Origin of the sequence: Saccharopolyspora antiqui, from assembly GCF_052246905.1 — a bacterium.
Taxonomy (GTDB): Bacteria; Actinomycetota; Actinomycetes; order Mycobacteriales; family Pseudonocardiaceae; genus Saccharopolyspora.
Genome location: NZ_JBQQBO010000008.1, coordinates 204,514 through 231,186 on the forward strand (window position 1 = coordinate 204,514; position 26,673 = coordinate 231,186).

Genomic DNA, 26,673 nt, shown 5'->3' on the forward strand with positions numbered 1-26,673 from the left:
CGCTTACGCTCAGTGCCGTGTCCAAGCTCGCAACCGCGGCGAAACGGTTGATCGTCGGTCGTCCGTTCCGCAGCGATCGCCTCGCGCACACGCTGCTGCCCAAACGCATCGCGCTGCCGGTGTTCTCCTCCGACGCCATGTCCAGCGTCGCCTACGCGCCGGAAGAAATCCTGCTGGTGCTGTCGGTGGCAGGCTTGTCGGCCTTCGCGGTCAGCCCGTGGATCGGGCTCGTGGTGGCGCTCGTGATGATCACCGTGGTCGCCTCCTACCGGCAGAACGTGCGCGCCTACACCTCCGGCGGAGGTGACTACGAGGTCGCCTCCGTGAACCACGGTTCCCGGTGGGGGTTGGTGGTGGCCAGCGCCCTGCTGGTCGACTACATCCTCACCGTCGCGGTGTCGATCTCCTCGGCTGCGGCCAACATCGGCTCGGTGATCCCGTTCGTCGCGCAGCACAAGGTGGTCTTCTGCGTCGGGGCGATCGTCCTGCTGACCGCGATGAACCTGCGCGGCGTCCGGGAGTCCGGTTCGCTGTTCGCGATCCCGACCTACGCCTTCGTGATCGGCGTCCTGGGCATGATCGTCTGGGGCTTCTTCCGGACTTTCGTGCTCGGCCAGGAGATGCCCGCCGAGAGCGCCGGATTCGGGCTGACGCAGGACGAGACCCAAATGGCCGGGGTCGCGTTCGTGTTCCTGGTGCTGCGGGCGTTCTCCTCCGGTAGTGCGGCGTTGACCGGTGTCGAGGCGATCAGCAACGGGGTGCCCGCGTTTCGCAAGCCGAAGTCCCGCAACGCGGCCACCACGCTGGCCCTGATGGGCGGTCTCGCGGTCGTGATGTTCCTCGGGCTGCTCATGCTCGCCCGGATCACCGGCGCGGTGGTCGCCGAGGATCCCGCGCACCAGTTGATCGGCGCGCCAGCCGGTTATGAGCAGAAGACCCTGGTCGCGCAGCTGGCGGGTGCGGTGTTCGCGGGCTTCTCGCCCGGCGTGTGGTACCTGGTGTTCTTCACCGGTCTGATCCTGGTGCTGGCCGCCAACACCGCGTTCAACGGCTTCCCGGTGCTGGGTTCGATCCTCGCCCAGGACCGGTTCCTGCCGCGCCAGTTGCACACCCGAGGCGACCGGCTGGCGTTCTCCAACGGCATCCTGTTCCTGGCCGCCGGGGCGATCATCCTGGTGTTCGCCTTCGAAGCCGAGGTCACCCGGCTGATCCAGCTCTACATCGTCGGCGTGTTCGTGTCTTTCGTGCTCAGCCAGAGCGGCATGATCCGGCACTGGAACCGGCTGCTGCGCAAGGAGACCGATCCGCAGGCCCGGCGGCGGATGCGGCGCGCGCAGGCGATCAACTCCTTCGGCCTGTTCATGACGGCGAGCGTGCTGGTGATCGTGCTGATCACCAAGTTCACCCACGGCGCCTGGATCGCCATCGCCGCGATGGCCGCGATCTACGTGCTGATGACCGCCATCCGGCGGCACTACGACCGGGTCGCCGACGAGCTCAAGCAGCAGGAGGCGGACGCGCTGCTGCCCTCCAGCAACCACGCCCTGATCCTGGTCTCCAAGCTGCACCTGCCGACCATGCGGGCGATCGCCTACGCCCGAGCCACCCGGCCGGATGTGCTCGAAGGCGTCACGGTCAACGTCGATGACCGGGACACCCGCGAGCTGACCGCGCGCTGGGAGGCGGAGAATCTGCCGATGCCGTTGAAGGTGCTGGAGTCGCCGTACCGGGAGATCACCCGGCCGGTGCTGGAGTACGTCAAGCGGATCCGACGGGACAGTCCGCGCGATGTGGTGACGGTGTTCATCCCCGAATACGTCGTCGGCCACTGGTGGGAGCACCTGTTGCACAACCAGAGCGCGCTGCGGCTCAAGAGCCGTCTGCTGTTCCAACCGGGCGTGATGGTCACCAGCGTGCCGTGGCAGCTGGAGTCCTCCACTCGCGTCCGCCAGAAGCAGCTCACCTCGATGCCGGGCGCGACCCGGCGCGGGCTGGGTACGAACGGAAAGGTGAGCGGTGACCGAAAAGCTGGACTGGACCGGTAGACGGCTGGAAGTCGAGATCGGCCCGGTCGCGCACGGCGGCCATTGCGTGGCCCGGCACGAGGGTCGGGTGGTGTTCGTCCGGCACGCGCTGCCCGGGGAGGTCGTGGTCGCGGAGGTCACCGAGGACGCCGGGGGCGGCTTCTGCCGCGCCGATGCGGTCGAGGTGCTGACCGCCGCGGCGGGACGGGTGAGCCCGCCGTGCCCACTGGCCGACCTGGCGCTGGGCCGCGACCGCTGCGGCGGGTGCGACTGGCAGCACGCCTCCGGCGAGACGCAGCGGGAGCTGAAGGCCGCGGTGATCGCCGAGCAGTTGCAGCGGATCGCCGGGATCGACTGGCCGGTGCGGGTGCGTGAACTGCCCGGCGGTCTGCTGCGCTGGCGCAGCCGGGCGCGACTGGCGGTGGATCGCAAGGGACAGGCGGGTTTTCGCGCGCACCGCAGCCACCGGGTGATCCCGGTGGAGGACTGCCCGATCACCGTCGAAGGCGCGCTGGCGGAGGTTACGAATCGCCGCTGGCGGCCGGGTGCGGAGTTGGCGGTGACCGCGGACGCGGCTGGCGAAGTGCACATCACCGCCGTGGACCACAAGCCGCAGCGACGGCACGGACGCGCGATCGCCCGGCAGGTGCGCGGCAGCGAGATCGCGCACGAATCCGCTGGTGGACGGCCGTTCGACGTGACGGCGCAGGGTTTCTGGCAGGTGCACAAGGCTGCGCCGGACGTCTTCTCCGAGGTGGTCGCGCGGCTTGCGGCGGCCCCGTCCGGTGGCGTGGCCTGGGACCTCTACGGCGGGGTGGGGCTGTTCGCCGCGGTGCTCGCCGAGCAGGTCGGTCCGGCGGGTTCGGTGCTGCTGGTCGAGTCGTCGAAGCGCGCGGTGGAGGACGCCGTGGCGAACCTGCGGGACCTGCCGCAGGTGTCGTTCCGGGCGGGCACCGTGGAGAACGTGGCCGTGGACGAGGACCTGCCCGCGCCGGACGTCGTGGTGCTGGACCCGCCGCGCAAGGGCGCTGGTCGCGTGGTGGTGGACGCGGTGACCGCGCGCCGTCCGGCCCGCATCGTGCACGTCGCCTGCGATCCGGCGGCGCTGGCGCGGGATGTCGGCCTGTTCGCCGAACGCGGCTACCAGCTGACCGAACTGGAATCCTTCGACGCCTTCCCGATGACCCACCACATCGAATGCATCGCCCTCTTGGAGCCGGCCGCCTGATCACCCGCAAAACCACCTTCCGGTCGCGAATGGGCGGTTAGGGTTGCGGGCGCTGGCGGGAAGGAGCCGGGGTGTGGCTTGACGAGGTGCCCGGACGGGTGGACCCGCGGGCTCGGGACGCGGTCGAAGCGCGGTGGTCGCGGGCTCGGTGGGGACTGCGGGTGACCGCGTTCTGCTGCGCCGCCGAGCTGGTGGTGTCGCTGCTCGGGCTGGTCTGGGCGGTGGTGGCGAAGGGTTCGTCGCTGCCGCTGGCCGGGCCGCGCGGCACCCAGGACCTGGTGGGTTACGCCTTCATCGCCGTGCTGGTGGTGCTGCCGATGCCAGCTGCGGCGTGGGGCGCCAAGCGGTCGGTGGACGGGATCGACTGGCGCCCCACGCCGCACGGCTGGCTGCTGTACCCGGTCGTCGTCGGACCGCTGCAGGCGCTCGGGCTGCTGCTCGCGCTGATCGCGGTCGTCGGCAACGGCGTGTTGTCCTGGTGGCAGCCGGTGCTGGTGCTGGTGGTCGGGACCGCGATCCCGGTGCTGGCCACTGCGGCGGCCCGGCGCGCGATGCTGCGGCAGCCGCTGCGCGAGCTGGGCGGCAGCGAGTTCGTCGTGCAACTGCCGCTGCGTTCCCCGCACAGCGGTGGGCAGGACTCCTTGCTGCTGACCGAGGACCGGCTGCGGCTGACCGTGCGGACCGCCGCGGGTCGGCCCGCCCGGCAGCCGTCGACCAAGGACATCGAGCTGTCGGCGATCACCGAGATCGGGACGCGGTCGAGCACGCCGGAGGACCGGGCCTGGGCGTGGCTCGCCGACGGGCGCGGGGTGTCGGTGCCGCCCGGCGACGTGGTGGTGGTCCGCACCCGGCACGACGCGCAGCTGCTGCCGGTCGACGCGGAATTCGCCGAGCTGCTGCGCGCCCGCGTCGCCACGCGCGGGCGGGAACCGATGCGCATCGACTTCGGTGGTTGCTGACCGTTCGAGGACTGGGATTCGAGGACTGGGATCCGCGAGATGACACGACGCGAACACGTGCCGGAGGCGCTACCGGCCCCGCCGGAGGCGGGAACCGCGGTGCGGGCGGTACCCGGAAAGCCCGGCACCGCACGGGAATCCGTGCCCGGACGCCGCCCGGTGGCACTGGGGCTGGCCGGGCTGGGCGTGGTGCTGCTGCCCGCGCTGGCGCTGCTGCTCGGTCTGTCCGCCGCGCCCGGTTTCTTCCTGGTCTGGGCGGCGGGGTGGATCGCGCTCGCCGCGGTGGGATGGCTGCTGGACGCGCGGACCCCGCGCCGCTGGCCCGGCTGGGCGCTTTTGGCCGCAGTGCCGCAGGCGGTCGCCAACCTGATCTTCGCCGCCCCGCTCGGTCTGCTCGGGCTGGTGGTGCTGGTCGTCGCGCCGCTGCTGGCGCGGGCGGCGCACCGCCGCTACACCGCGCCCGCTCTGGACCTCGCCGAGCGCGACGTGGAGATCGCGGTCCCGACCGGCTCGCCGGGCGCCGGGCGGCTGCGGATCGGCCGGGACCGGGTGGTGCTGGCGCGGAACGTCCGAGCCGGTGGCGGGCACGTCGACCACGCGCTGCCGCTGGCGGAGCTGTCGCTGGCCCAGCCCGGCGAGATCGACGCCGACGAGGCCTGGTGGCCACTGCCCGGTGGCACCGGCGTCCGGCTGCGCCGCGCGCCTGCGGTGCGGCTGGTCGCCGGGGCGCAGCAGTGGCTGGTGGCCGTCACCGACCCGCGGCTGGTGGCCGCGATCGTGCGCCGCCGGTCCACCGCGGCCTGGCCGCAGCGCACCGGTCCGCAGGACCTCACCTCCTGGCACGCGCTGCGCGAATGGGCCGTCGCGCGCACCACGACGTTCCGCGACGCCAGGCAGACCCAGGCGTACACGGCTTTCCGGGGACCGGCGGGCTTCGCGGCCGCGGTGCTCGGTTCGATGCTGCTGACCATCGCCGTCGGTCGGGCGATCACCGACCCGGGGCTGTGGATCGTTGGCGCCGTCCTGCTGGCGCTCGGCGGCTACCTGGTCTTCGCGTGGCTGCGGGTGCGGCGCCGGATGGAGTTCGCCGAGTTGCACCAGCTCCCGCCGGACAGCCCGGCCTGGGGCGATCCGCGCCCCGACGTCGCCCCGATCCCGGCCTGGCGCCCCTGGACGTGAAACGGGTGCGGGCAGAACCCGTACCCGTTGCGGCTCACCGCTCCTGCTTCGGCGGGTCCGGCAGGTCCAACTTGCCGGGCGCCTGCTGCGGCTTGTCGTCGACTTCGCCGTAGTCGTTGTCGTTGACGTTGTTCGGCCCGCCCGGGATGTTGACGTGCTGGCCGACCGACTCGGAGTTGAAACCGCCGCTGTACGGACTGTCCACATTGGCCCCGACGACCGCGCCTTCGTCGGTCTGGAACCGCCAGCCCTGGTTGTTGGAGCCGGAGACCCACTCGCCACCGCCCGGGATCTCGGCCCGGCCGTTGCCTTCCCAGGTCGCGTTCAGGCCCTCGTGCCTGCCCTGCATGCCGCCGGTCGCACCGCCGACACCACCGGAGATGGCGCCCGAGGTGAAGTCGCCCCAGCTCGGCAGCTCGCCGTGCATGCCCTTGTTGATGGTGTTGCCGAGCATCCCGGACAGCGCACCCCGCGCGGCGCCGTAGGCGGCGGCCTCGGTGAAGTTCTTGGTGGCGTTGCCCGCCAGGTCCTTGCCGATCTGCTGGCCGATGCCGGGAGCGAGGCCGTCGACCAGGCCGCCGGCCAAGCCCGCCGCGACACCGGAGATCGCCGCGTTGCCGGTGTTGGACCAGTCCCAGCTCTTCCGGTCGCCCGTGGCGAACTGGTAGCCCTGGATCCCGGCGTCCAGCCCGACGTTGATCGCGACGTTGAGCAGGATCTGCTGCCCGATCTTCTGCAGCAGCTGTTGGAAGAACGTGCGCACGGTCAGCTGGGTCGCCGTCTGGGCAATGGGAATCCCGGCCGTGCTCGCGCCGAAGGTGGCGACCGCGGAGGCGATCATCGCGGCGATCTGCGCCGCCAGGATGACCAACGCCGCGATGATGCTGATCTTGGTGTACTCGATCTCCAGCGCAGCACCATCGGCACCTTCGCCGAGCGCCTCGCAGAGCTTCTTCAGTTCCGGCAGGTATCCGGCGTCGCCGTTGACGAAGTCCTTCGCGAACGTCTCGAACGCATCCGCCGTCTGGCCCTTCATGGTGCCCAGCGCCGCCTGCACCGCCGCCTCGGTCTGCCCGACGACGTCGTCGACGTCCTTGCCCGCCGCCGTCCACGCCTCGGCGACCCGGCGCAGCGCGGTCTCGTCACCCTCCGGCCAACTGGCTCCCACCACGATCGGCGTCAGCCACTTCACCGCATCTGGAATCTCGATCCCCATCTGGATTCTCCGTGCTCAGCGGAAGCTGTCCGCGTTGTTGGTGTCGTCGGTTGCCCAGGTGTTCGCGGTGTTGTCGAGTTCACCGCGGATCTGGTGCAGTGAGTTGGTCAGGCCGGAGAAGGCGTCGACGGCTTGCTGCGAACCGGGCTCGTAGTCCTTGGCGAACTCCTGCCCGGCGTCGTCACCGCCCCAGCACTTGCCTTCGGCCTGCAGCACGCCGTTTAGCTTGTCCATGGCGGCTTTCAGCTTGTCCGCCGCGCCGTCGAACTGGGGAGACGCACCGCGCAACGCCTCGGGGTTTACGTCGAAGCCGGTCACCAGTGATCCCTCCGGTAGTTGGACCGGGGATCGAAGTCCTCCCAGTCCTCGTCTTCCGGCGGGTTGGACGAAGCAGCGGGGGTGATTGGTTCCGGTGGAGTCGGCAGCAGATCCTTCAGCGACGGAGCGTCCGGGAAGAGGTCCGGCAGATCCGGCACCTGCTCCTGCAGCGGAGCCATCACCGAGTCGGCCTTGCTCCGCGCATCCTGCGCCGCGGCCTGGGCGGCCTGCAGGAAGCTGCGCCCGAGCTTCTCCGGGGTGCTGTGCTTGAACGCCGACGGGGAGACCTGGACGTCGGTGACGATGCCCACGGCGTTGACGTGCACTGTCGCCAGGCCGTCCGCGGAGGTCGCCTGGCCGGTGGCCGCCATTGCCGCGGCCTGCGCCTCGTGCAGCTGCGCGGTCTGCCGCTGCAGGCCTTCGAGTAGCGACGACACCTGCTCGCGCATGGCCGCGTTGCGCGCTTCGAGTTCAGCCCTTCGGCCGTCCGGGTTCGTCATTCCGGCCCTCCGTGGTTGATCATTTCGGCCTCCATGATTGGTTGGACGCACGCTAGCAACCGTCGGTTGCGCAGTGGTACGAGTTGGCCGGGGTTCAAACCGCCGAGTGGATCGGCGCGGCGGGATCCGCACCACACCGGGCCGCCGGCGGGGCCCTCCGTAGACTGGAGCGCGCTATGCATCGCGGCGGAGCCAGGTGACCAAGCCGGGCCTGGGCATGCGAATGAAACCGACCGGCACGACGATTGAGGTGGAGCGGTGACGCTGCTGGGGTCCGTGCACAGTCCGGCCGATGTCAAGCGCCTGAAGCACGCTGAGCTGGTGGAACTGGCCGCGGAGATCAGGCAGTTCCTGATCGAGAAGGTGTCGCGCACCGGCGGGCACCTGGGGCCGAACCTGGGCGCCGTGGAACTGACCCTGGCCGTGCACCGGGTCTTCGACTCGCCCCAGGACGCCGTGTTGTTCGACACCGGCCACCAGGCCTACGTGCACAAGATCATCACCGGTCGTCAGGACGGTTTCGACCGGCTGCGCAAGCGCGGCGGCCTCTCCGGCTACCCGTCGCGCACCGAGAGCGTGCACGACCTGGTGGAGAACAGCCACGCCTCCACCGCACTGTCCTATGCCGACGGTCTGGCCCGGTCCTTCCAGCTCAGCGGCAAGCTGCGGCACGCGGTGGCGGTCGTCGGCGACGGTGCGCTCACCGGCGGGATGTGTTGGGAGGCGCTGAACAACATCGCCGCCGACCAGGAGCGCCCGGTGGTGATCGTGGTCAACGACAACGGCCGCTCCTACGCGCCGACCATCGGTGGTCTCGCTGAACATCTCGCCGCCCTGCGGCTGAATCCCAGTTACGAGAAGGCGTTGGAAAGCGGTCGCCGCACGCTGCGCAACCTGCCGGTGGTCGGGCGCTCGCTGTACACCGGTCTGCACGCGGCCAAGAGCGGTATCAAGGACGCGATCAGTCCGCAGGTGATGTTCTCCGACCTCGGGATCAAGTACCTGGGCCCGGTCGACGGTCACGATCTGCGGGCGATGGAGCACGCGCTGTCGATGGCCAAGTCCTTCGGTGGGCCGGTGATCGTGCACGCGGTGACCCGCAAGGGCAACGGGTTCGCCCCGGCCGAGAACGACCAGGCCGAGCAGATGCACCAGGTCAAGGTGATCGACCCGGAGACCGGGCTGCCGACCAAGCCCGCCCCGAAGAGCTGGACCGACGTCTTCTCCGATGAACTGGTGCGCATCGGCGCGCGGCGCCCCGACGTGGTGGCCATCACCGCCGCGATGCTCGGCCCGACGGGGTTGAAGAAGTTCGCCGAGGCGTACCCGAACCGCTGCTTCGACGTGGGCATCGCCGAGCAGCACGGCATGACCTCGGCCGCTGGGCTGGCGATGGGCGGTGTGCACCCGGTGTTCGCGGTGTACTCGACGTTCCTGAACCGGGCCTTCGACCAGCTGCTGATGGACGTGGCGCTGCACCGGCAGCCGGTCACGGTGACCCTGGACCGCTCCGGGATCACCGGTGATGACGGCGCCAGCCACAACGGCATGTGGGACCTGTCGATCCTGGGCTTGATCCCGGGCATCCGGGTCGCCGCGCCGCGCGACGCGGTGACGCTTTGCGAGGAGCTGCGCGAGGCGGTCGCCGTTGACGACGGGCCGACCGTGGTGCGGTTCTCCAAGGGCTCGGTCATCGAGGAGGTCCCGGCCGTCGAGCGCGTCGACGGGGTGGACGTGCTGCGCCGTCCGGCCGCGGGCGAGGCCAACGATGTGCTGCTGGCCGCGGTGGGTGCGTTCGGGCAGCTGGCGGTGGCCGCGGCGGACCGGCTCGCGGCGCAGGGCATCGGGGTCACCGTGGTGGATCCGCGCTGGGTGGTGCCGGTGCCGGGGCAGGTCGTCGAGCTTGCCGCGCAGCATCGGCTGGTGGTCACCCTGGAGGACGGCGGGCGGCACGGCGGGTTCGGCTGGGCGCTGGCGGCCGCGCTGCGCGACGCCGAGTTGGACGTTCCGCTGCGCGATGTCGCGGTCCCGAACCGGTTCCTGACCCACGCCGCCCGCGAAGAGGTGTTGGCCGAGCTAGGGCTCACCGAGCAGGACATCGCCCGCCGCATCACGGAGTGGGTCGCCAACCGCGGCGGCGCGCGGATGGCGCCGCTGCGGATCGCGGCGAACAACGACCGGCCGGAAGCCGCGAACGGCTGAACGATCCGTCAGCTGGGCGGGCGAAATAGCGCCCCGAAGGACACCTGACCGGTTCGCTTCCTCAGCTGTGGCAGGGTGAACACGTGCGAATCCTGGTCGTCGAGGATGAGAAGCCGCTGGCCGACGCGATCGCTCGCGGGCTGCGCCGGGAAGGCATGGCCGTGGACGTCGCTTACGACGGCGAAAGCGGCCAGGAGAAGGCGTCGATCACCCGGTACGACGTGCTGGTGCTCGATCGGGACCTGCCGGGCATGTCCGGCGACGAGCTGTGCCGCCAAATGGTGTCCTCCGGCGAGCTGACCCGGGTGCTGATGCTCACCGCCAGCGGCACCGTCGAGGACCGCGTGGCAGGCCTGTCCCTGGGCGCGGATGACTACCTGGCCAAGCCGTTCGCGTTCGTCGAGCTGATCGCCCGCGTCCGGGCGCTGGGGCGGCGCGCCACCCCAGCGCAGCCGCCGCTGCTCACCGCGCGGGAATTGCAGCTGGATTCGGCGCGGCGCACCGTGCACCGGCGCGACGGCGAGGTCGAGTTGACCCGCAAGGAGTTCGGCGTGCTGGAGGTGCTGCTGTCGGCCGGTGGTGCCGTGGTCAGCTCCGAGGAGCTGCTGGAACGGGTGTGGGACGAGAACGCGGATCCGTTCACCACGACCGTGCGGGTCACGATGATGACGCTGCGCAAGAAGTTGGGGGAGCCCAGCATCATCGAAACCGTGGTCGGCTCCGGCTACCGGGTGCCGTCGGCTGGCCGCGCCGAACACGCCCAGGACTGACCCGATGCGCGCGGCCGCCCGATCGATCACCCGCCGCGGGCCCGGCCTGCGGGTGCGGCTGACCTTGCTGGCGACCGCGCTGGTCGCCGTGGTCAGCGGCCTGCTGCTGTGGCTGGGTTGGATGCTGGTCGGCAACGTGGTGGCCGCGGTTCCCCGGCTGCCGGACGGCACCCTGGTTCGGGTTCGCGGCGTGGACGTGCCAGCTGAGCTGCTCGGCGAGGCGTTGCGCAACTCCGCGCGCCACCAGGTCCTGCTGATCGGTGGCTTCGCCTTCGTCGCCGTGGTCGTGGCCGCCGCACTGCTGGCGTGGCTGGTCACCGGTCGGGTGCTGCGACCGCTGCACGAGGTGACCGAGGCCGCCCGGCGGCTGTCCGCGGAGTCCCTGGACGAGCGGATCGCGCTGAGCGGCCCGCGCGACGAAGTCGCCCGGCTGGCCGACACCTTCGACGCGATGCTCGACCGGTTGCAGGCGGCGTTCGACTCGCAGCGCCGTTTCGTCGCCAACGCCAGCCACGAGCTGCGCACCCCGCTGTCGGTGATCCGCACCGAGCTCGATGTCACGCTGTCGGATCCGGGCGCCGACGAGGCGGAGCTGCGCCGGATGGCCGATGTGGTCCGCGAGGCCACCGCCCGCGCGGAGCGGCTGGTGGAAGCTCTGCTGTTGCTGGCCCGGACCGAAGGCGTCGAGCTGGCGGTGCGCGAGCCGGTGGATCTCACCGAGGTGGTGGGCCGCGCGCTGCGGGCGGTCGAGCCGGAGGCGCGGCAGCGCGGGCTGCGCGTCAAGTGCTGCGAGGAACCGGCTTTCGCGGTGGGCGATCCGGCGCTGCTGGAGCGGGTCGCGGGGAACCTGCTGGAGAACGCGGTGCGGCACAACGTCGACGGCGGCTGGGTGGAGATCGCCACCGGCAGTGGTCCACAGTGGACAATTCTGCGGGTGGCATCCGCTGGTCCGCAGATCCCGCCGGACCAGGTGGAAACCCTGTTCGAACCGTTCCGCCGAGCGGGCATCCAGCGAACAGCCCGAAGCGGAGCGGGTCTAGGTCTGTCGATCGTCCGAGCGGCGGCGGCAGCCCACCACGGCCGGGTCTGGGCGGAACCCCTTCCCAGGGGCGGCCTGGCCGTCACGGTCCAACTTCCAGCAGCACCGTGACCAGTGAACCCGGTTCAGAGCCGGAGTGAGGTCACATCAACTTCCAGCGGAACCGGGCTCGCGGTGATTCGCACCGGCCCCTGACCGGCCTTCGCGGTTGCTTCGCACACGTACCGACCGTTGTCCAGCCGGTAGGCCGCGAGTTCGGTCGGGCCGCCTCGGTCTTGAGCAACGCTCCAGAAGAACGGCACGCCGGATCGTTCACAGGCTTGGAATTTCTCCTGCCGCTCGCTCGGGGTGTTGCCGGGGGACCAGATCTCGCCGATGAGCAGCGCGTTCGCGGGCTGGAACGATGCCCCGACGGGCGGTGTGTCGAGCACGACGAAGTCTGGAATGAGAGCGGAGCGGTAACTCGTGCTGATCTCGATGCCGATGCCGCCAACCGCGAAGAGATCGCTTCGCTGGGCCACGCTGATGGCGCGGTCGAAAAGCGAGATGATCCGTTTCTCCGCCCACTGGTGCTGCCCACTCGGCGGTGGCGTCACGAGCCAGTACCCCTCGATGAGTTCCAGGCGCGAACCGTCCTCGCGGGCGGGGAGCGCGTGCCAGTCGGCGATCGTGAACGGCCCCAGTTCGTGCTGAACAAGCGCGGTCACCAGCCATCACCTCATTTCCGTCCGCTCCATCATGGCAGAACAGGGGGCTCGGCTTCACGCAACCGATCGGGGCCGGGGCGATCCGCTCCGGCCCCGATCGTGCCGCCCATCAGGCGGGGACGGAGGCCACGCCTGGGGCGAGGAAGCGCTTGCCGTTGACCTTTTCCGCGATGCCCGCCCGGTCCAGGTACGGGGAGACGCCACCCAACCAGAACGGCCAGCCCGCGCCGAGGATCATGCACAGGTCGATGTCCTGCGCCTCGGCGACGACGCCCTCGTCGAGCATCAACCGGATCTCCTCGGCCAGTGCGTTCAGCGCCCGCTCCCGCACCTGCTCGGACGTCGAGGGCTCGTCGCCCTGCTGCCACAGCGCGGCCACCTCGGGATCGACCACCTGCTTGCCGGAGTCGTCGGTGATCCACACCGCGGTCTTGCCCGCGTCGACGAAGCGCTGCATGTTGTCGCTGAGCCCGAATCGGTCCGGGTAGGCGGCGTGCATGGTGCCGTTGACGTGCTGGGCGACCGCGGGACCGACCAGTTGCAGCAGCACCATCGGACTCATCGGCAGGCCCAGCGGCGCCAGCGCGTTGTCGGCCACCTCGAACGGCGTGCCCTCGTCGACGGTCGCGATGATCTCGCCCATGAACCGGGTCAGCAGCCGGTTGACCACGAACGCGGGCGCATCCTTGACCAGCACGCAGGACTTCTTCAGCTGCTTGCCGACCTTGAACGCGGTCGCCAGCGCGGCGTCGTCGGTCTGCTCGCCGCGCACCACTTCCAGCAGCGGCAGCACCGCGACCGGGTTGAAGAAGTGGAAGCCGACCACCCGCTCCGGGTGCTTGAGCTTCGAGCCCATCTCGGTGACCGACAGCGACGAGGTGTTGGTGGCCAGGATCGCCTCGGCGGAGAGGTGCTCCTCCAGCTCGCCGAACACCTGCTGCTTGACCGACATCTCCTCGAAGACGGCTTCGATGACGAAATCGGCGTCGGCGAAGGCCTTCTTGTCCAGCGAGCCGGTGACCAGGCCCTTGAGCCGGTTCACCGCGTCCGGGGAAAGCCTTCCCCTGGCCGCGAGCTTGTCGATCTCGCCGTGGATGTAACCCACGCCCCGGTCGATGCGCTCCTGGTCGATGTCGGTGATCACCACCGGCACCTCCAAGCGGCGCACGAACAGCAGCGCCAGCTGCCCGGCCATCAGCCCGGCACCCACCACACCGACCTTGGTGACCTCGCGCGCCAGGGACTTGTCCGGCGCCCCAGCGGGCCGCCTGGCCCGCTTCTGGGTCAGGTCGAACGAGTAGAGCCCGGCGCGCAGCTCATCGGAGCACAGCGCGTCGGCCAGCGCCTCGGTTTCGGCGGCGTAGCCGGAGTCGAGGTCGTTCTTGCGCGCGAGGTCGATCAGCTCGACGGCCTTGGTCACCGCTGGGGAGGCGCCGTTGGTGCGCGACTCGACGATGTCCTTGGCGCGGGCCACCGCGTCGTCCCAGCCCTTGCCGCGGTCGATCTCCGGGCGCGACACGGTCTGCTCGCCGCCCACCACCCGCACCGCCCAGCGGATCGACTCCTCCAGGAAGTCCGGGCTGTCCAGCAGCTCGTCGAAGATGCCCAGCTGCCGGGCCTTCTTCGGGTTGAGCATCCGGTTCTGGCTCAGCGCGTTCTCGATGATCACCGTCACCGCGGCGTCCGGGCCGATCAGGTTCGGCAGCAGTTGGGTGCCGCCCCAGCCGGGGAACAGACCGAGGAAGCACTCCGGGAAGGCGATCGCCCCGGCCGCTACCGACACCGTCCGGTAGTGGCAGGACAGCGCCAGCTCCAGGCCGCCGCCGAGCGCCGCGCCGTTGACGAAGGCGAAGGTCGGGATCTTCGACTCGGTGAGCCGCCGGAACACGTCGTGCCCGGTCTGGGCGATCTGGCGGGCCTGTTCCCGTTCGGTGATCCGCCCGATGCCGGTCAGGTCGGCGCCGACGGCGAACACGAACGGCTTGCCGGTGACGGCGATGGCCGCGGGCTGGGCCGCGAAGGCCTCGTCCAGCGCGGCGTTCAGGCTGGTCAGCCCGCCCGGTCCGAAGGTGGACGGCCGGGTGTGGTCGTGCCCGTTGTCGATGGTGATCAGCGCGAGCTTGCCAGCCAGACCGGGGACGTCGACGAGCCGGGTGAACGCCTCGGTCACCACCTCGTCCGGGAACAGCGCCGCGGAGTCGGTCTTCATCGGGCGCCTCCTGCGTTGTGGTTCGGGTTCTCCCAGATGACCGTGCCACCCATGCCGAAGCCGATGCACATGGTCGTGATGCCGTAGCGCACCTCGGGGTGCTCGGCGAAGTGCCGGGACAGCTGCGTCATCAGCCGCACCCCGGAGGACGCCAGCGGGTGCCCGCAGGCGATCGCGCCGCCCCACGGGTTGACCCGCGGGTCGTCGTCGGCGATGCCGAAGTGCTCCAGGAACGCCAGCACCTGCACCGCGAAGGCCTCGTTGATCTCGAACAGGCCGATGTCGTCGATGCTCAGCCCGGTGCGTTGCAGCGCCTTCTCGGTGGCTGGCACCGGTCCGACACCCATCACCTCCGGCTCCACCCCGGCGAAGGCGTAGCCGACCAGCCGCATCCGGGTCGGCAGGCCGAGTTCCGCCGCGGTGTCCGCGTCGGCCAGCAGGCAGCCGGTGGCGCCGTCGTTGAGGCCCGCGGCGTTGCCGGGGGTGACCCGGCCGTGCGGTCGGAACGGCGTCTTGAGCCCGGCCAGCGCCTCGACGGTGGTGCCCGGCCTCGGCGGCTCGTCGGTGCTGGCCAGTCCCCAGCCCTGCTGGGAGCGGGTGGACACCGACACCAGGTCCGGGGTGATCTTCCCGTCCCGCAGCGCATCGTCGTAGCGCTGCTGGCTCAGCGCCGCGTAGGAGTCGGTGCGCTGCTTGGTCAGCGCGGGGAAGCGGTCGTGCAGGTTCTCCGCGGTGGAGCCCATGATCAGCGCCGACGGATCGACGATCTTGTCGGACACGTAGCGCGGGTTGGGGTCGACGCCTTCGCCCATCGGGTGCCTGCCCATGTGCTCGACACCACCGGCGATCACCACGTCGTAGGCGCCGAAGGCGATGCCGCTGGAGACGGTGGTCACCGCCGTCATGGCCCCGGCGCACATCCGGTCGATGGCGAAGCCGGGGACCGACTTGGGCAGCCCGGCCAGCAGCGCGGCGCTGCGGCCGATGGTCAGGCCCTGGTCGCCGGTCTGGGTGGTTGCGGCGATGGCGACCTCGTCGATGCGCTCCGCCGGGAGTTCCGGGTGCCGCCGCAGCAGCTCCCGGATGACCTTGACGATCATGTCGTCGGCGCGGGTCTCGGCGTACAGGCCCTTGGAACCGGCCTTGCCGAACGGCGTGCGTACGCCGTCGACGAAGACCACGTCCCGAACCGCTGGGCGGCTGCGGCTGTCGGCGGGTGCCGACGCAGGTGCGGCCACGGCGTGCTCCTCACTGGCTTGGTGGATGGTGCGCGGCCGGCTCGGCAGACGTCACTTACCGGCCGGTAACCACACTCTAGCGCTTATTACTCGACGGTAACAAAGGGCCCGCCTCGGTGGGCCGTCGCGAAGCTCATCATCGCAGTGGTGTCGGCTGTCGAACGGGCTTCGGCGGCAGGTTCTGCCGATCGGGTCGTGCGCTAGAAGAACGCGCGCCTTGCCGATGACTGAACCTGGGTTTAGCATGCTGAACATGAGTTCAGCCCGCTCGGACGATTCCCCTGCGGCGGACTTGACCGCTCAGGCCAAGATCCGCAACGCCGCCATCGCCCACTTCGGCCGGGACGGTTTCCAGAAGACGAACCTGCGTGCCATCGCGGCGGCCGCGGGGGTCAGCGTCGGCTTGATCTTTCACCACTTCGGCAGCAAAGAAGGGCTGCTGCGCGCCTGCGACGAGCACGTCCTGCGCGTGCTGACCAACAGGGCACGCGCCGCTGGGCGTCCGGCCGGAGCTGGCCTGCAGGACCTCCACGGCGAATACCTGGCAAACCCCGAGGAGTACCGGCTCCAGGCGCAGTACATGGCCCGCGCGATCGCTGAGGACACGCCCGCCGCCAACACGTTCGTCACCGCGATGGTGGCGGAGTCCGAAGCGATCTTCAGGGCAGGAGCGGCCGACGGCACGATGCGCAGGTCCTCGGACCCGCGCGGGCTGGCGGTGCTGAACATCCTGATCAGCCAGGCCGTGCTGACCATGCCGCCCCCGCTGGCGCGGGCACTGGGCCAGGAGCGTTTCGGTCCTGACGTCCTGCGCCGCCTGGCACTGCCGACGCTTGAGCTCTACACCCACGGCCTTTACACCGACGACGCGCCTCTGAAGGCCGCCCAGGACGCATGGGCTGCTGCGCGGCCACCACAACAAGAGAAGGACTGAGCTACATGGGTGTCACTCTTCCGACCTTCACACCGGCGCAGCAGAGCCTGTTCCTGACGTTGGGCGGCAGGGCGCTGGACAGCCGCCTGCCGCGCCCCTTCCTCGGCGACACCACGGCCGACGAGATCGTCAGGAAGATCGGGTACGACCTCGCCAAGTTCCCGCTGCCGAAGAGCAAGCTCTTCGACATCGCGATGCGGGCCAAGAAACTGGACGAGGTCGTGCAACAGTTCGTCATCCGTCACCCCGACGCGATCGTGCTGGATCTGGGCGCCGGGCTGGACAGCAGGGTCTTCCGAGTCGACCCGCCAGCCACCGTCGATTGGTACGACGTCGACTTCCCCGAGGTCGTCGCCGTCCGGCGGCAGGTGCTGGCGCAACGCGCCAATGCCCGCGGTATCGGGGTGGACCTGACCGATGCGCAATGGCTGGACGACGTTCCCGCCGACCGACCGGCAGTGATCGTCGCCGACGGCTTGGTGCCGTTTCTCACCCAGGATGGCTTCGTGTCCCTGCTGAAGCGGCTCACCAGCCACTTCCCCAGCGGGGAGCTGGCGTTCAACGGCTATCCCAAGCTCGCCGTCTGGGTGGTCAAGCACTACCCCCGTGCCTTCGGCGGCATTGCCGATGGGGTGGTCAATCCAGGCTTCGACGACCCCCGTGACCCGGAACGCTGGGTTGCGGGCCTGAAGCTGGTCGAGGAGACCTTCCCGGCGCAAGGTCCCGAGGCTGCCGAGCTGCCGCTGGGCATCCGGCTGGTCGGCAGCCTGGTCAGCATCCTTTCGGCGCGAAGCCCGGCGCTGTCCCGGCGGATCAGCACCACGGTGCTCCGCTACAGCTTCTAGCCTGCGGCTGAGCTCTCGTTGACCGGGACCGGACCCGGTCGAGCGCTATGCCGTGTCCGGTGGTGGGGTGGCTTGCAGGGCAGCGCTCAGCGAATGGGCGGTCAGGTCGATCTGCCACTCGCGAGCCCCCTTGCCGCGCAAGAGCTCGGCCACTCCGGTGGCACTGCGGTCCTCGGGCGGGGTCCAGCAGGTGCGCCGCACCAGGTCGGGCAGCAGCAGGTTCTCCAACGGCAGGTTGTGGCGTTCGGCGATCTCCGACAACGCGGCGCGAACCGCCGACAGCCGCGCAGCCGCCTCGGGGTCCCGGTCGGCCCACCGGTTCGTCGGGGGCGGGCCGTCGTGCGCCGTGGTGGGAGTCGGTAGTTCGTCGTTCTCAAGCCGACGCGCCGTCCGCAACGCCTGCAGCCAGATCGAAGCCCGGCGTCGCTGCTGCCGTCCGCCGAACACCGGCAGCGCGACGAGCTCCGCCTCGGTATTCGGGTTGGCCTGCGCGGCCTGCACGATCGAGGAATCGGGCAGCACCCGGCCCGGCGCGAGATCGCGGTCCCGCGCGAAGCTGTCCCGCGTTTGCCAAAGCGCTCGAACCGCGGCGAGCTGCCGAGGATTGCGCACCCGGTGAATTCCGGAAGTGCGGCGCCAGGGCTCGGCGCGCGGCGGAGCCGGTTCGGCGGTGCGGACCGCCTCGAACTCCTCGTACGCCCAGTCCAGCTTGCCCTGCCGCACCAGTTCGTCGTGCATCGCGTCGCGCAGGGCGATCAGCAGTTCCACGTCGAGCGCGGCGTACACCAGCCAGTCCTCCGGCAACGGTCGGCGCGACCAGTCCGCGGCGCTATGCCCCTTCTCCAGCCGGTAGCCGAGTATGCGCTCCACCAGCGCACCGAGCGAGACCCGCTCGAATCCGGCTAACCGACCGGCCAATTCGGTGTCGAACAATCGCGAAGGACGCAGATCGAGCTCGGCCAGGCACGGCAGGTCCTGCGACGCAGCGTGCAGCACCCACTCGGTGTCGGCCAAAGCCGGTACCAGCGGATCCAGCGCGCCGTCCAGCGCAACCGGGTCCACCAGCACCGTGCCCGCACCTTCCCTGCGCAGTTGCACCAGGTAGGCGCGCTGCGAGTAGCGATAACCGGAGGCGCGCTCGGTGTCGACGGCCACCGGTCCGGTGCCCGCGGCCAGTGCGGTCGCGGCCGCCTGCAACTCGGCAGGTGTATCCACCACCGGCGGTACGCCGTCGGTGGGTTCGGTCAACAACACCGGCTCCGGGCGGTCGGACCCGACGGTCTCGGGGCTTGCAGCTTCCACGGCTACCAGACCTTACGTGCTTCGGCCCGTGCCGTGGGGTGACTTGCCCCCGAGCTCGTCGGGGCGACCGCACCGGTGCAGGTGTGTCAGCGTCCGGTCACCTGATCACGCCGGCCCGCATGGCCAGCGCAACCATCTGTGCCCGGTCACCCGTGCCCAACTTGCGCCCGATCCGCGACAGGTGGCTCTTCACCGTGAGCGCGGACAGGTTCAGGGCCTCGCCGATCTCCTTGTTGGACCGGCCATCGGCCACCAACTGGAGAACTTCGACTTCGCGCCCGGACAGCTCGCGAGGCGTGTTGTCGGTTCCCGGCACGCGGGTACCGGCGGCAAGCACCGGCGCCACGCTGGGATCCGCGTACACACCACCGTCGAGTACGCGGCGCACACCGTCGGTGACCACCATCGGAGAGGCCGACTTCAACAGGTACGCCTGCGCACCTGCCTGGAAGGCGGCCCGGACCGCATAGGGGTCATCGGACGAAGCGAGCACCACGATCCGCGGCCAGCCCTGGCTCCGGAGTTCCGTTACCAGTTCGATGCCGGTCCCGTCCGGGAGTCCGAGATCGAGGATCGCGAGGTCGCACGGACCGGTCGCCAGAGCACGAGCCCTGGCTTCGGCCATGGATGCGGCCTCGTGCACCGTGCCAGCGCCCATCTGCAGCAACCGGGCGGCGATTGCCTCCCGGAGCAGCGGATGGTCGTCCACCACGAGCACCGTGAACAGCTCTTCCCGCGGGTGCGGGACCATGTTGGCTGGCAAAGCGCCAGCAGGCGTGGTTCGAGCGGCCTGACCTAAGCCGACGGCAGCCACGTCACTACCTCCCTGGAGTCGGTCGTGCCCCCCGACCGGCACCGGGACTCTCGACCAATCAGCCGCGCCACTGATCGACCGAAAGTGGTGTCGTCGGGGGCAGCGTAACCGCCCAAGCGGGTCAGCGGGACGATCAATCGGGTATCTATCCCGATCGAGTTGTTACCCGGACATGATCGCATCGCTCTTTCGGGTGACTGTGACCGATCCCGGTAACGCCGGAGCGTGGCCAAGCGACTTAATACGAACGCGTATCGTGAAAAATTCGCACGATCAACTGGTCCGCTGGCGACGCGTGAATTTCGCGAAAGGAAATCGCGCTTCGGCGTGTCGCAGGCTGCGGAACCAGTCGGTGAGGTTGCGCTGAACCTTACGCGCTGGAGTCGATCAGCACAGCCGGTGATCGGGCGACACCGAATCCGCCGGTTGCGTTCCCCGGCTCATTCGTCCGGCCGGGGCGGCGTCCGACGCGAGACCTCAGTCCTGGTGCACTGCGCCGTTCTGGCGACCACCGAGCATCGAAACGCCCACCGGAGGCAAGCCCGCCGCGCTCGCCATCAGCTCGTGGAACGCGGCCGCGTGCGGCCCGAGTTCGGCGTCGGTCGCCGTCCACGAACCGCGCAGCTCCAAGTCGTGGCTGCGGGTCGGGCCCGCGATGTCGCCGAATCGCGCCGAGGAGGTCAGCGTGACCGTGCCGCCCAGCGCGGTCCACGACGCGCCGGAATCCTCCAGCGCGTCGGTCAGCCACGACCAGCCCACCGCGGGCAGCAGCGGATCGGTGGCCAGCTCCGGGTCGAGTTCGGCTCGCAGGTACACCACGAGCCGCAACACGCCGTCCCACGCCTCCTGGCCCTCCGGGTCGTACAGCAGGACCAGGCGGGCGGTGGCCAACTCGCCGGCCGGTCCGTTCGCCTCCGCGGCCAGCGCATGCGCCCAAGGTGCGAGGCGCTTGGGTGGACCCACCTCGGTCAGCTCGATCTCCGCGCGCGGGCGGGACGACGTCAACGCGGCAACAGCCTGCCGGAAAACTTCGGGCGCCGCCGACATCTCCGTCACGCCGCTGACTGTAGGCGGCCGAACGCGTGCGGTGGCGGAGGCACGCCGAACGAGGTATGCGGACGCTTCGCGGGCGCCCGAGGACGACGTGCGAAGATTGCCGTGCAAGCCCGGTCGGCCGCCGTGGCGGCACCTCCAGGGACACCGATCGACGTACGGACAGCGATCTCGATGACGAAATCCGCACTGGTCTCGGCCCGTCGGGCCCTCGCCGACGCTCCTCTGCTGGCCGCCGCCCGCGGCGGCACGCCCCGGCACACCCCGGTCTGGTTCATGCGGCAGGCGGGCCGATCGCTGCCCGAGTACCGCCAGCTCCGCGAAGGCGTGCCGATGCTGCAGGCGTGCCTGACCCCGGAGCTGGTCGGCGAGATCACCCTGCAACCGGTGCGACGGCACGGCGTGGACGCCGCGATCCTGTTCAGCGACATCGTGCTGCCGCTGTACGCATCGGGAATCGGGCTGGACATCGTGCCGGGAACCGGGCCGGTGGTGTCGAACCCGGTGAGCACCGCCGCGGACGTCGCCGCGTTGCCGTCGCTGGATCCGGCGCAGGTCGATCCGGTGGCCGACGCGGTCCGGCTCCTCGTGCACGAGCTGGGGCGCACACCGCTGATCGGCTTCGCCGGGGCGCCGTTCACGCTGGCGTCCTACCTGGTGGAGGGCGGCCCGAGCCGCAACCACGAGCGCACCAAGGCGCTGATGCATTCGGATCCGCAGACCTGGCATGCGCTGCTGGACAAGCTCGCGGACACCACGCTGGAGTTCCTGCGGGTGCAGATCGCGGCCGGGGTCGATGCGATCCAGCTCTTCGATTCCTGGGCCGGGGCGCTGTCGCTGCGCGACTACCGCGAGTTCGTGCTGCCGCACAGCCAGCGGATCTTCGCCGGTGTCGCCGAGTTGTCGGATCTGCCGAAGATCCACTTCGGGGTGGGGACCGGGGAACTGCTCGGCGCGATGCGCGCAGCCGGTGCCGACGTGGTCGGCGTTGACTGGCGGGTGCCGCTGGACGAAGCCGCGACCCGACTGCGCGCCGTGGAACCGGGCTGGGGCGCACCGGTGGTGCAGGGCAACCTCGACCCGGCGGTGCTGTTCGCCGGGTGGGACGCGGTGGAGCGCGAGGTGCGCCGGATCCTCGCCGAGGGCAGGGTCGCTGGCGGGCACATCTTCAACCTCGGCCACGGGGTGCTGCCGACCACCGAACCCGAGGTGCTCACCCGGATCGTCGAGTTGGTGCACACCCTGACCAAGCAGCAGTGATGTCGCAGCGGGTCGCGGTCGTCGGCGGCGGAATCGCGGGTCTGGCCGCCGCCCACCGGCTGCGCCGGGAGTTGGGTCCGGATGCCGAGATCGTGCTGATCGAGCAGAGCGATCGCCTCGGCGGCAAGCTGCGCACGGTCGAACTGGCTGGTTGCCGCTACGACGTCGGAGCGGAAGCGTTCCTCGCTCGGCGACCGGAAGTCCGGGAACTCGCCGAGGATCTAGGGATTCCCGAGGAGATCGTCCACCCCGGCAGGGCGGCCGCGACGGTGCGAGCGGGTGGCCGTACCCGGCGGCTACCGGGCGGCACCGTGATGGGGGTTCCCGCCGCGGCGGACGCGGTGCGGGACGTGCTGTCCTCGGCCGGTGCGGCGGTGGTTCGCAAGGAGGCCGATCTGCCGCCGGTGCGGCTCGGCGGGGCTGATGCGTCCGTCGGTGAGCTGCTGCGCGGCCGGGTCGGCGATGAGGTCGTCGACCGCCTCGTCGAGCCGCTGCTCGGCGGCGTTTACGCGGGCAACGCGGATGTGCTCAGCCTCCGGGCGACCATTCCGGCGCTGGCCGCGGCACTGGACGCGGGTGCCGAGTCGATCACCGCAGCCGCTGCCGCGGCGCTGCCTGCCCCGAAACCGGCCGACGCGCCGCAACCGCCGGTGTTCGGCGCGTTCCGCCTCGGCTACCGGGAGCTGATCGACCGCCTGCTGATCACCGCGGACCCCCGGGTGCGGCTGGGCCTTCCGGTGCGGGCGCTGGCTCGAACCGCTGCTGGCTGGCGGCTGGAGATCGGTGTCGCGCCGAAACCGGAATTCCTGGACGTCGACGCCGTCGTGCTGGCGGTACCCGTCCCGGCTGCTCGACGGCTGCTCGCCGACGTCGTCCCGGCGGCGGCCGCGAAGCTGGGCGAGGTGGAACTGGCGTCCATGATGGTGATCGGCCTGGCGCTACAACCGGACACCCAGCTGCCCGATTTTTCGGGCGTGCTGATCGCTCGCGGTGAGCGGCACGCCGACGGGACTCCGTTCACCGCCAAGGCGTTCACCTTCTCCAGCAACAAGTGGCCGCACCTGCGCGGCACCGGCGGCGAGCTGCTGGTGCGCGGCTCGGTCGGCCGGTTCGGCGAGACCGCCGACCTGCGGTTGGACGACGCCGAGGTGTTGCGCCGAGTCCGCGCGGACTTCGCGGAGCTGACCGGCATTTCGGCGGCACCGGTGGACTCGGTGGCGGTGCGCTGGGGCGGTGGCCTGCCGCAATACGGCGTCGGGCACCTCGATCTGGTCACCGATGTCGAGCGGTCCGTCGCCGAGGTGCCGGGGTTGGCCATCGCGGGCGCCGCGCTGCACGGCGTGGGCGTCCCGGCCTGCATCGCGACCGGCACGGCCGCCGCGACCGACGTCACGCGGGACCTCCTGCAGACCCACCCCCGTCAGGTGGGACGATGAACGCATGGCGCGGCTGAACTACAACGAGCTCAACGACACCATCCGCTACACCATGTGGTCGGTCTTCCGGATCGAACAGGGCACCCTGCCCGAGGACCGGGCCAAGGCAGCGCAGCAGACCGAGGAGTACCTCGACTCGCTGGCCGATTCCGGTGTCGTGGTCCGCGGCGTCTACGACGTCTCCGGTCTGCGGGCCGACGCCGACTTCATGATCTGGTGGCACGCGGAGCGGATCGAGGACGTGCAGGCGGCCTACACCGGATTCCGCCGGGAGACCCCGCTGGGGCAGGCGTCCGAGCCGGTGTGGAGCAACGTGGCGCTGCACCGCCCCGCGGAGTTCAACAAGAGCCACATCCCGGCGTTCCTGGCGGGTGAGCAGCCGCGGAAGTACATCTGCGTGTACCCGTTCGTCCGGTCCTACGAGTGGTACCTGCTGCCCGACGACGAGCGCCGCACCATGCTCGCCGACCACGGCAAGGAAGCCCGCGACTACCCGGACGTCCGGGCGAACACGGTGGCGTCGTTCGCCCTCGGCGACTACGAGTGGATCCTCGCCTTCGAGGCCGACGAACTGCACCGGATCGTGGACCTGATGAGGCACCTGCGCGGCACCGAAGCCCGCCTGCACGTCCGCGAGGAGACCCCGTTCTACACCGGCCACCGCGTCGACGTCCCGGACCTGGTCACCCGGCTGCCCTGAACGGCGCCAGCAGAACTGTGGCGACCATCCAGATTCGGGACATCCCGGATGAGGACTACGAGACGCTGCGCATGGCCGCGCGGGCGGAAGGAAAGTCCCTCCAGGCGTACCTGCGCGAGGCGATGATCGAACGCGCCCGCCATGTTCGAAAGGCCGCGATGATCAGGGAAATGCAGCGGATCACCGAGCCGAACAGGGAAACCAGCTGATCGTCACCGCGCTGGGATGAGGCGGAGTCAGGCGACCTGTCTACCGCCGCTCACCAGTTGGTGAGCGCGCTGGTACGAGACCCCGAGAAGCTCGCCGATCTCGCGCATGGAGAGGCCGATGTCGTGCAACTTGCGCGCGGCCCCGCGAAGTTCCTCGGCGGCCTTTCCCTGTGCTTGGGCTGCCTGCTCGCGAAGTTCCTTCGCTCGGGCCAAGCGTTCTTGCACTTCGTCAGGAAGTTTGATGTGCACGTCAAGATCGATGTCTTGGGCACGCGTCTCGGTCATCAGCTCGATCAGGTCTTGCGCCATCTCGCCGATCTCGGTGACCTTTCGAGCCTGGGTCCACCGATCGAGCACTGGAATGTAGACCAGCCAGAACTTCTTGCCCCGCTCCACGTCAACGCGGTACGTGGTCACTGCTTCCACCATCTCTCGCCAAGTTCAGGTTGGCACTCCTCGTAGATCTTGACAGCGAGATCGTCATCGATCTCGCTGTGCCTGGGGATGGGAATCATCGTCGACCCGAGTTGGTAGATCGAGTGCTTGCCCTCGCGTGCTAAGCCCCAGGTGACGCCCTGCCGCTTTGCTTCCTTCGCGATCTTCTTAAGGAGCTAGCGCTGCTTCACGCAGGCTACGTCTACCGACGTCTAGATGCAACCGTCAAGTTCGCACTAGAAATACGCTCGAACTGGTGATCGTCACTGCGCTGGGGTGAGGCGGACTGCGATGGAGTTGATGCAGTAGCGCTGGTCAGTGGGGGTGGCGTAGCCCTCGCCCTCGAAGACGTGGCCGAGGTGACTGTGGCAGGTGGCGCACAGCACTTCGGTGCGGAGCATGCCCAGCGACCGGTCCTCGCGGAGGATCACCGCATCGCTGTCGGTCGGGTCGTAGAACGACGGCCAGCCGCAGTGCGACTCGAACTTGGTGTCGCTGCGGAACAGTTCCGCTCCGCAGCCCCGGCACTCGTAGACCCCGACCGTCTTGGTGTCGACGTACTCGCCCTGCCAGGCGGGTTCGGTGGCGGCCTGGCGCAGCACCGCGTACTCGTTCGAGCTGAGCTGTTCCCGCCACTCCTGGTCCGTTTTGGTGACCTTCGGCGTGCTTTCGACCTGATCCATGCTTCCAAGCTAATCCGTGCGTAGATCAACTGCACAGATGAGGTCTCAGATCGAGTCGAAGGCCACGGCAGCCGACTTCGCACCAACGCCGTCCATCTCCATTCGGCGGCGAGGACCGGGGAGCAACCGGCGGCGCGACTAGTCAGCCGAGGAAGGTGCTGAACATGAACGCGACCGCGTTCCAGATCGTGAACAGCACGCCGAGCAGGATCAGCACGACCACGCCGACGGCCACCAACCGGCGGTGACCGTCCGCCCGGTTCACGCTCTGCGCGAAGTCGTCCACGCCGCGCAGCATGCCCTCCACGGTGGCCTCGGAGTTCGGCCGCTGCATCCGGTCGCGGTGCGCCGCGAAGGCCTGCACCTCCGGGTCCTCGGGGTCGAGCCCGTCCAGTTCGTCGCTCAAGCGGCCGGTCTCGTCCGGATCGCCTCGCTCCATCGCACCACCGTAACGCCTGCCGATCGCCGGGAAAGATGTCGGTCTCAACCGGATTGCCCGAAACCGCCCGGCGGGACGACGCGGCGCCCGGGGTCACCGGATTGATCGACCACGGCCGCGCGCCGTCCGGCGAAACCCGGTTCGGCCCGGTGCCGATGGATACAGTCGCCGCGATCCACTCAGGCCCCGGGAGGCTCCGATGAGCGACCAGCCGGAAACCAGCGGCCCGTTCCGGCCCGAGCTGGAGGTCATGCCCCCGCAGCGGCAGCGGCGCTGGACCGTCCTGCTGCGCCTGCTGTTGCTGATCCCGCACTTCATCGTGCTCTGGTTGGTGTCCATCGCGGCCGGTGTGGTGGTGTTCATCGGCTGGTTCGCCGCGCTGTTCCTGGGGCGGCTGCCGGACTGGATCTCCGGCTTCCTGACCCTGTTCGTCGGCTACCAGACGCGGGTGGCCGCGTCGAACATGCTGCTCGTGGACCGGTACCCGCCGTTCCTCATCTCCCAGCCGGACTACCCGGTGCAGGTCGACATCCGGCCCGGCGAGCTCAACCGGTGGGCGGTGTTCTTCCGGATCATCCTGGTGATCCCGGCGGCGATCGTGAGCGCGGTGGTCGCCCAGGGTTGGTGCGTGCTGGCGTTCTTCATCTGGCTGATCGTGCTGGTCTCAGGTCGCAACCCGCGACCGATCTTCGACGCCTCCGCGGCTGCGCTGCGCTACGGCTACCGCACGAACGCCTACCTCTACCTGCTGACCGGCGCCTACCCGAAGAAGCTGTTCGGCGACGCGCGCGCGGCGGAGAACCCGCCGCGGCAGTCTCCCGGCACCCGCCCGTTGGTGATGTCCAAGGGCGGGCAGATCCTGCTGATCGTGTTCATCGTGCTCGGGGCGATCGGCATGATCACCAACGGCGTCGTGCAGTCGACCAACCAGCACCGGTACGAGTACGAATACCAGTACGACTACGGCCGCTGAC

Annotated in this window: 26 protein-coding genes; 14 read left to right on the plus strand and 12 right to left on the minus strand. The window is 69.9% G+C overall.

Annotated elements, in window-relative coordinates; all coding sequences use genetic code 11:
• Positions 1–17 precede the first annotated feature (17 nt).
• From ACTWQN_RS15875 to ACTWQN_RS15890, 4 genes are all read left to right on the plus strand, one after another.
• On the plus strand, positions 18–2,045 hold the full coding sequence (locus ACTWQN_RS15875) for an APC family permease (protein WP_443204237.1): 2,028 nt from the start codon (positions 18–20) through the stop codon (positions 2,043–2,045).
• Entirely contained in the window at positions 2,017–3,252 is a 1,236-nt protein-coding gene (locus tag ACTWQN_RS15880; protein WP_443204238.1) for a class I SAM-dependent RNA methyltransferase, read from the plus strand. Before ACTWQN_RS15875 ends, ACTWQN_RS15880 begins: the two co-directional genes overlap by 29 nt.
• Positions 3,253–3,323: 71 nt before the next feature.
• Positions 3,324–4,211 (plus strand): hypothetical protein, encoded by an 888-nt coding sequence (locus ACTWQN_RS15885; RefSeq protein WP_443204239.1) that lies wholly within the window; start codon positions 3,324–3,326, stop codon positions 4,209–4,211.
• A 39-nt stretch (positions 4,212–4,250) separates the two neighbouring features.
• Positions 4,251–5,390, plus strand: coding sequence for a hypothetical protein (locus tag ACTWQN_RS15890; protein ID WP_443204240.1), 1,140 nt, complete (start codon positions 4,251–4,253; stop codon positions 5,388–5,390).
• Between the two features lie 34 nt (positions 5,391–5,424).
• Here ACTWQN_RS15890 and ACTWQN_RS15895 read toward each other — a convergent pair whose 3' ends face one another.
• Genes ACTWQN_RS15895 through ACTWQN_RS15905 form a run of 3 tightly spaced genes read right to left on the minus strand, consistent with a single transcriptional unit; the run spans position 5,425 to position 7,424 of the window.
• Positions 5,425–6,606, minus strand: coding sequence for a WXG100-like domain-containing protein (locus tag ACTWQN_RS15895; protein WP_443204241.1), 1,182 nt, complete (start codon positions 6,604–6,606; stop codon positions 5,425–5,427).
• Between the two features lie 15 nt (positions 6,607–6,621).
• Positions 6,622–6,924: a WXG100 family type VII secretion target gene (locus tag ACTWQN_RS15900; RefSeq protein ID WP_443204242.1), complete on the minus strand. Its 303-nt coding sequence runs from the start codon at positions 6,922–6,924 to the stop codon at positions 6,622–6,624.
• Positions 6,921–7,424, minus strand: coding sequence for a YbaB/EbfC family nucleoid-associated protein (locus ACTWQN_RS15905; protein ID WP_443204243.1), 504 nt, complete (start codon positions 7,422–7,424; stop codon positions 6,921–6,923). The genes ACTWQN_RS15900 and ACTWQN_RS15905 overlap by 4 nt, the downstream gene beginning before the upstream one ends.
• Positions 7,425–7,682: 258 nt before the next feature.
• On the opposite strand from ACTWQN_RS15905, the gene dxs reads away from it, so the two are divergent.
• From dxs to ACTWQN_RS15920, 3 genes are all read left to right on the plus strand, one after another.
• Positions 7,683–9,626 carry a 1-deoxy-D-xylulose-5-phosphate synthase gene (dxs, locus tag ACTWQN_RS15910; protein ID WP_443204244.1) on the plus strand — a complete coding sequence of 648 codons (1,944 nt, stop codon included), beginning with the start codon at positions 7,683–7,685 and terminating at the stop codon, positions 9,624–9,626.
• Between the two features lie 83 nt (positions 9,627–9,709).
• Positions 9,710–10,396: a response regulator transcription factor gene (locus tag ACTWQN_RS15915; RefSeq protein WP_443204245.1), complete on the plus strand. Its 687-nt coding sequence runs from the start codon at positions 9,710–9,712 to the stop codon at positions 10,394–10,396.
• A gap of 4 nt (positions 10,397–10,400) precedes the next feature.
• Positions 10,401–11,546 carry a sensor histidine kinase gene (locus ACTWQN_RS15920; RefSeq protein ID WP_443204246.1) on the plus strand — a complete coding sequence of 382 codons (1,146 nt, stop codon included), beginning with the start codon at positions 10,401–10,403 and terminating at the stop codon, positions 11,544–11,546.
• A 14-nt stretch (positions 11,547–11,560) separates the two neighbouring features.
• Here the strand turns inward: ACTWQN_RS15920 and ACTWQN_RS15925 are convergent, their stop codons facing one another.
• From ACTWQN_RS15925 to ACTWQN_RS15935, 3 genes are all read right to left on the minus strand, one after another.
• Positions 11,561–12,142 carry a Uma2 family endonuclease gene (locus tag ACTWQN_RS15925; protein ID WP_443204247.1) on the minus strand — a complete coding sequence of 194 codons (582 nt, stop codon included), beginning with the start codon at positions 12,140–12,142 and terminating at the stop codon, positions 11,561–11,563.
• Between the two features lie 109 nt (positions 12,143–12,251).
• Positions 12,252–14,351 (minus strand): 3-hydroxyacyl-CoA dehydrogenase NAD-binding domain-containing protein, encoded by a 2,100-nt coding sequence (locus ACTWQN_RS15930; RefSeq protein ID WP_443204248.1) that lies wholly within the window; start codon positions 14,349–14,351, stop codon positions 12,252–12,254.
• Positions 14,348–15,589, minus strand: a complete 1,242-nt coding sequence (locus ACTWQN_RS15935) for a thiolase family protein (protein ID WP_443204249.1) — start codon at positions 15,587–15,589, stop codon at positions 14,348–14,350. The genes ACTWQN_RS15930 and ACTWQN_RS15935 overlap by 4 nt, the downstream gene beginning before the upstream one ends.
• 253 nt (positions 15,590–15,842) lie before the next feature.
• On the opposite strand from ACTWQN_RS15935, the gene ACTWQN_RS15940 reads away from it, so the two are divergent.
• The gene (locus ACTWQN_RS15940; protein WP_443204250.1) at positions 15,843–16,523 is read left to right on the plus strand and encodes a TetR/AcrR family transcriptional regulator; all 681 of its coding nucleotides are present in this window, start codon (positions 15,843–15,845) and stop codon (positions 16,521–16,523) included.
• 5 nt (positions 16,524–16,528) lie between these two features.
• Positions 16,529–17,368, plus strand: coding sequence for a class I SAM-dependent methyltransferase (locus ACTWQN_RS15945; protein WP_443204251.1), 840 nt, complete (start codon positions 16,529–16,531; stop codon positions 17,366–17,368).
• A 45-nt stretch (positions 17,369–17,413) separates the two neighbouring features.
• Here ACTWQN_RS15945 and ACTWQN_RS15950 read toward each other — a convergent pair whose 3' ends face one another.
• From ACTWQN_RS15950 to ACTWQN_RS15960, 3 genes are all read right to left on the minus strand, one after another.
• A complete protein-coding gene (locus ACTWQN_RS15950) occupies positions 17,414–18,670 on the minus strand; it encodes an HRDC domain-containing protein (RefSeq protein WP_443204252.1) in 1,257 nt (418 codons plus the stop codon).
• 97 nt (positions 18,671–18,767) lie between these two features.
• Positions 18,768–19,484 carry a response regulator gene (locus tag ACTWQN_RS15955; RefSeq protein WP_093264979.1) on the minus strand — a complete coding sequence of 239 codons (717 nt, stop codon included), beginning with the start codon at positions 19,482–19,484 and terminating at the stop codon, positions 18,768–18,770.
• 477 nt (positions 19,485–19,961) lie between these two features.
• Entirely contained in the window at positions 19,962–20,531 is a 570-nt protein-coding gene (locus tag ACTWQN_RS15960) for a DUF3000 domain-containing protein (RefSeq protein ID WP_443204318.1), read from the minus strand.
• Between the two features lie 180 nt (positions 20,532–20,711).
• Here ACTWQN_RS15960 and hemE point away from each other — a divergent pair, with 180 nt between their 5' ends.
• The 4 genes from hemE to ACTWQN_RS15980 are packed head-to-tail and all read left to right on the plus strand — an operon-like array spanning position 20,712 to position 24,142.
• On the plus strand, positions 20,712–21,797 hold the full coding sequence (hemE, locus tag ACTWQN_RS15965) for a uroporphyrinogen decarboxylase (protein ID WP_443204253.1): 1,086 nt from the start codon (positions 20,712–20,714) through the stop codon (positions 21,795–21,797).
• Complete coding sequence (hemG, locus tag ACTWQN_RS15970) at positions 21,797–23,233, plus strand: protoporphyrinogen oxidase (protein ID WP_443204254.1); 1,437 nt, start codon at positions 21,797–21,799, stop codon at positions 23,231–23,233. The genes hemE and hemG overlap by 1 nt, the downstream gene beginning before the upstream one ends.
• A 4-nt stretch (positions 23,234–23,237) precedes the next feature.
• Positions 23,238–23,933: a hydrogen peroxide-dependent heme synthase gene (gene hemQ / locus ACTWQN_RS15975; protein WP_443204255.1), complete on the plus strand. Its 696-nt coding sequence runs from the start codon at positions 23,238–23,240 to the stop codon at positions 23,931–23,933.
• Positions 23,934–23,950: 17 nt separating this feature from the next.
• Positions 23,951–24,142 carry a FitA-like ribbon-helix-helix domain-containing protein gene (locus ACTWQN_RS15980; RefSeq protein WP_443204256.1) on the plus strand — a complete coding sequence of 64 codons (192 nt, stop codon included), beginning with the start codon at positions 23,951–23,953 and terminating at the stop codon, positions 24,140–24,142.
• A gap of 27 nt (positions 24,143–24,169) precedes the next feature.
• Here ACTWQN_RS15980 and ACTWQN_RS15985 read toward each other — a convergent pair whose 3' ends face one another.
• The 3 genes from ACTWQN_RS15985 to ACTWQN_RS15995 all read right to left on the minus strand — a co-directional run bounded on the left by ACTWQN_RS15985 (position 24,170) and on the right by ACTWQN_RS15995 (position 25,699).
• Positions 24,170–24,559 carry a hypothetical protein gene (locus tag ACTWQN_RS15985; RefSeq protein WP_443204257.1) on the minus strand — a complete coding sequence of 130 codons (390 nt, stop codon included), beginning with the start codon at positions 24,557–24,559 and terminating at the stop codon, positions 24,170–24,172.
• A 281-nt stretch (positions 24,560–24,840) separates the two neighbouring features.
• Positions 24,841–25,260, minus strand: coding sequence for a peptide-methionine (R)-S-oxide reductase MsrB (msrB, locus tag ACTWQN_RS15990; protein WP_443204258.1), 420 nt, complete (start codon positions 25,258–25,260; stop codon positions 24,841–24,843).
• A 142-nt stretch (positions 25,261–25,402) separates the two neighbouring features.
• Positions 25,403–25,699 carry a hypothetical protein gene (locus ACTWQN_RS15995; RefSeq protein ID WP_443204259.1) on the minus strand — a complete coding sequence of 99 codons (297 nt, stop codon included), beginning with the start codon at positions 25,697–25,699 and terminating at the stop codon, positions 25,403–25,405.
• Between the two features lie 199 nt (positions 25,700–25,898).
• On the opposite strand from ACTWQN_RS15995, the gene ACTWQN_RS16000 reads away from it, so the two are divergent.
• Positions 25,899–26,672, plus strand: a complete 774-nt coding sequence (locus ACTWQN_RS16000; RefSeq protein ID WP_443204260.1) for a DUF4389 domain-containing protein — start codon at positions 25,899–25,901, stop codon at positions 26,670–26,672.
• Position 26,673: the final 1 nt, after the last annotated feature.